General features: G+C 43.1%; 4 protein-coding genes. 3 read left to right on the top strand and 1 reads right to left on the bottom strand.

Annotation, left to right across the window (positions count from 1 at the left end; translation table 11 throughout):
- The coding region (locus PF479_RS18365; protein ID WP_298009813.1) for a CorA family divalent cation transporter at nt 1–626 on the bottom strand (626 nt) is incomplete at its 3' end.
- 137 nt (nt 627–763) lie between these two features.
- Between PF479_RS18365 and PF479_RS18360 the strand changes: the two genes are divergently transcribed.
- The 3 genes from PF479_RS18360 to PF479_RS18350 all read left to right on the top strand — a co-directional run bounded on the left by PF479_RS18360 (nt 764) and on the right by PF479_RS18350 (nt 3,759).
- A complete protein-coding gene (locus PF479_RS18360) occupies nt 764–1,681 on the top strand; it encodes an alpha/beta hydrolase (RefSeq protein ID WP_298009810.1) in 918 nt (305 codons plus the stop codon).
- A gap of 16 nt (nt 1,682–1,697) precedes the next feature.
- Nucleotides 1,698–3,290, top strand: coding sequence for a mechanosensitive ion channel family protein (locus tag PF479_RS18355; protein ID WP_298009807.1), 1,593 nt, complete (start codon nt 1,698–1,700; stop codon nt 3,288–3,290).
- A 97-nt stretch (nt 3,291–3,387) separates the two neighbouring features.
- Nucleotides 3,388–3,759 carry a hypothetical protein gene (locus tag PF479_RS18350; protein WP_298009805.1) on the top strand — a complete coding sequence of 124 codons (372 nt, stop codon included), beginning with the start codon at nt 3,388–3,390 and terminating at the stop codon, nt 3,757–3,759.
- Nucleotides 3,760–4,160 lie beyond the last annotated feature (401 nt).

Here is a 4,160-nt window from a genome sequence, read left to right as displayed (position 1 = left end):
GACTTACCGGGGTTATCCAGAATTTCAACTTCGATATCTTCGATCTGTTCTCCCAGACGCTCAATGATATGGATATAATTATCAATGATCGTATCCATCAGGGAGTAGGCCAGATAGTCTATTCCTGATTTCCTGACCCGGCCTTTCTGTTTCCGGATTCTTTCCCGGACGGGATCAAAGACATCTCCGGGCCGTTCCTGAAAGGTCAGGAGAAAGCAGCCACCCATGATAATGCTCAGATGCTCGCTGTTCACAATACCCTTTTTTTCATCGTAGCTCATCATCTTCAGGGCGAAAAAGAGGTAATCGTCGTAATCTTCCATCTTGGGCCGCTGACCGGTATTCAGAATGTCTTCCAGGGTCAGTGTATGAAGATTGAATCCCTCACCCACCTGCCTTATCAGATCCAGATCATGAAGACCATTAATATTGATCCAGGAGACAGTGTCATTATCTTTACAGCTGAGGCATTCTTCAATTTTCTGAATTTCCTGTTCCTGCAATTGGTCTGTATCAAAATCAATCATTTTGATTGAGGGCTCATCCATCTTCTTATCTCCGACAAAAATTAGGTCGCCGGGACTTTTTCCTAATGAATCTGTTTTCTTTTTCAGGAATCTGGCCATGCATGTCTCCTTAATGAATTTCATTCTGAGTGGTAGACCATTATTATAGACTTACCAGAGGGAAATTATAATTCTAATCATAAATAAAAGTACCTGACATCCAAAATAATCAATGCATATGTTAATATAGTCTGCATATGAGCAGAATCATCATCGGTATTCATGGCATGGGTAATAAACCTCCCAGCAAACAGCTTCAGACATGGTGGAAAGCGGCCATCCGGGAAGGATTAAAAGGTAGAGGCTCTTTCTGGTTCTTTCGATTTAAACTGGTTTACTGGGCATCCATTGTACATCATGACGCTTTAGACCCCTCCTGCAAGGATAAGTCTGATCCCGGTTTCTTAAGGGAACCCTATACAAAGGGCAGTGCTGTACTTCCAGTTCAGAAGAACAGTACTGTTAAACAACGGATCAGAAAACATATTAACGATCAACTGGAAAAAATGCTGCTGGAAGAAGACGGAACATCCCATTTCAATGGTTTGACAGACTTTATTCTCAAACATTTTGTAAAGGATCTGGACGCCTACTACCACCATTCTCCTTACAATGCCTCGTCTGCCAGGGATGAGATATGCCGGCTATTGGCGGATACACTTCGGAAAAACCGTCGTAAAAAAATCCTCCTTATCGCCCATTCCATGGGAACCATCATTGCCTGGGATGTCCTGACTCAGTATGTCCCGGATGTAAAAATTGATACCCTGGTTACTATCGGCTCTCCCCTGGGATTCCCAGTGGTGAAGAGTCATCTACTTGCAGATCTCAAGGCACTGGGAGATTCTCCAAAGGAATTGAGAACACCCGGCAATATTACAGGTTCCTGGAAAAATCTTGCCGATTTCAAGGACCGGGTAGCTACGAATGCAGACCTGACAAATGATTTTCTTCCCAACAGGCTTCAGGTTCAACCGGAAGATCTTTTTGTGTATAATAATTATGAGATGGAGGGTGATGAAAATCATCATAAGTCTTATGGATACCTCAGATGTCCCGAAATGGGTCTCATTCTTTCCCGTTTTCTGAAAGGGAAAAGAATGACTTTCAAATAATTTTAAAGGGTTATATATGTTTAATTTTGATAGTTTATTACGTCTTTTTTCTGACTGGTCCTATGTCTCTCTTTTTTACAGTGCTGCCCTTCTTCTCTGTATTCTTCTGATTCAGGAGTTAGTTTTTTTCTCCCTGATCAGAACGAGGCGTTCAAAAATTGAGACTGACAGTGGATCCTTTCCTTTTTTTCAACTATTCAGGATATTGAGAGTTTTTCTCCGCTTCCAGATTTTTTATGTTTTCCTGAGAATTGTGAAGCACAGCCCGGGACCCTTGTTTCCCTGGAACCTGGTTTATGGTGTTGTTTCGAACACAATCCTGATTTCTGGAGTCCTCATCCCCGTTTATATGGTCCTGAACCTTGCCGTCGCTTATCTCAATTCGAAAACTCCTGACTCTGCACCAGAGGACATTGTCTTAATATCATCCAACAGAAGGTTGAAGTTCACACTCTTTTTTCTGGCTTTTTCTACCGTTCTTTGGAACATCCTGGGTCTGATGCCCACAGAGATTGAGAGTTCTGAAACCCTCCGCTTAGGTTTATTGCTCAATGGATTAGTCATTTCTTTCCTGATCCTGATGGTCATACAGAAGCTTTTTAAAACCGCCGGTGCCGTCCTGAGAGGGTCAAACAGAAGTGGACGGATTGCACTCATTATCCGGTCCATGTTTGTTCCTATCCAATTGATTGCTCTGGCCTGTATCCTTCTCTGGTTTAAACAGATGATTCCCGGCATGCCCGAGTATTTTGGAATTCTGGATAAAACTATCAATCTTCTTCTCCTGTCTGCTGTGATTCTCTTTATCTACCAGTTCGTTGAAACCCTGGGAACGCGTTTGAGCTCCTTCTCTGACAAAAATACAAATAACGTGGATAAAACATTTGTTGAATTGCTCCGTATGATTATCCGGATATTAATTATCCTGGCCGGTATTTTCAGTGCTGTTCAGGTCATCACAGGAAAACCTCTGACGGCTCTTCTGGCCGGACTTGGTATTGGTGGTCTGGCCGTCGCTCTGGCTGCTCAGGATACTCTTAAGAACTTCTTCGGCAGCATCATGATCATGACAGATAAACCCTTCAAGATCGGAGAAAGAGTTCAGGTCAATAACTATGATGGTACGGTCGAAGCCATCGGGTTCCGAAGTACTCGAATCCGGACCCTGGTGGGACATCAGGTGATTATACCCAATGATCAGATGGCATCCAGTTCCATTGAGAATATTGGAAGGCGCCCCCATATCCGCAGGCTCACCAATATTACAGTGACCTACGGAACCACCTTTGATAAGATGGAACAGGCCCTTGATATTATTAAAAAAATACTGGATCAGCATGAAGGGATGAATGAAGACTTCCCCCCCCGAGTCTATTTCAACGAGTATAATGCCGACTCCCTGAATATACTGATGATTTATTGGTATTTTCCACCGGATTACTGGATGTTTATGGAATTTTCGGAAAAAGTGAACTTCAAGATCATGAAAGAGTTTTCAGAAGCCGGAATCGAGTTTGCCTTTCCCACTACCACAACCGTCCTGGAACAGGCCGATGGCCAGAGCCTCCGTTTTACCATGGACAATCAGGGAGTACCGGCAGAAAAATAGTCCTGGATAGTAGAGGCAGTCCTTTTTCTTTGAATCACCAGCTTCATCTCACTTGTATACTCAATTAGAAAGCCTTAAAGTATAAGGAGGAATCCCCTTGGGAGACGTTCAGGTGAGAGAAGACCAGCAGGACATTATCAACTATGTCAAAGATCACTTTGTCAGTTGGATGGAAGAGAAAAACATTTATCCCTTTCCACAGAAATCAGCCGAATTCAGTCCACAGCTCTTAGAAAGAATGGTTCGCGTGGAAGAAGGTATCAAATATCAGAATGAGAATCTGGAAAGAATGATGGTCCATATGGAGAAGCGCTTTGAAGAGCAGAAGCTGAACACGGACAGGCAGTTCGCCGAAGTTGACCGCCGTTTTAATGATATGGATAGACGTTTTAACCGGCAGGGACTCTATCAGCTGGCCACTTTTGCCGCCATTGTCAGCAGTGCTGTCGCCATCCTTATGCAATCCTGAAATTCACAGGCTGACTGACTCCCCGGCAGTCAACCGGGAAGGGATCTCAGTACCGCAACTTAAAACTTACAAAAAAAGGGATTACCTGTCATTCTCATAAACCAGACCCAGCTGAGCCTTGATTTCACGCTTTCAAAATGGGTGTGTTTTTGGTGGCCACAAAGACAGCATTCACTTCATAATCCTAAAGGGATAATGGTATCAATTCTTCTTTATGGAGTCATTAATATAATGTCAATGATTGGAAATCTCAGGGATCTGATCTGCTTTGTAGTTAATATCTCGATCGAGGGGATACAACGGCCTGGCAGCAGACTGATAGTTAAGATTGATAAGTATTTCATTACTGCAGCCATCTGTCAGAGCCATAATGGATTTTTTAGCAACAAGTTTATGGGCTG

It is taken from the genome of Oceanispirochaeta sp., from assembly GCF_027859075.1.
Classification (GTDB): Bacteria; Spirochaetota; Spirochaetia; order DSM-2461; family DSM-2461; genus Oceanispirochaeta.
Note: the sequence above shows the minus strand (reverse complement) of the source record. Positions and strands in the feature narration are given on the sequence as shown.

What these genes read in the sequence shown, in the direction of transcription:
- PF479_RS18360 (WP_298009810.1), top strand. Translation starts at nt 764, where the DNA reads ATGAGCAGAATCATCATCGGTATTCATGGCATGGGTAATAAACCTCCC.
- PF479_RS18355 (WP_298009807.1), top strand. Translation starts at nt 1,698, where the DNA reads ATGTTTAATTTTGATAGTTTATTACGTCTTTTTTCTGACTGGTCCTAT.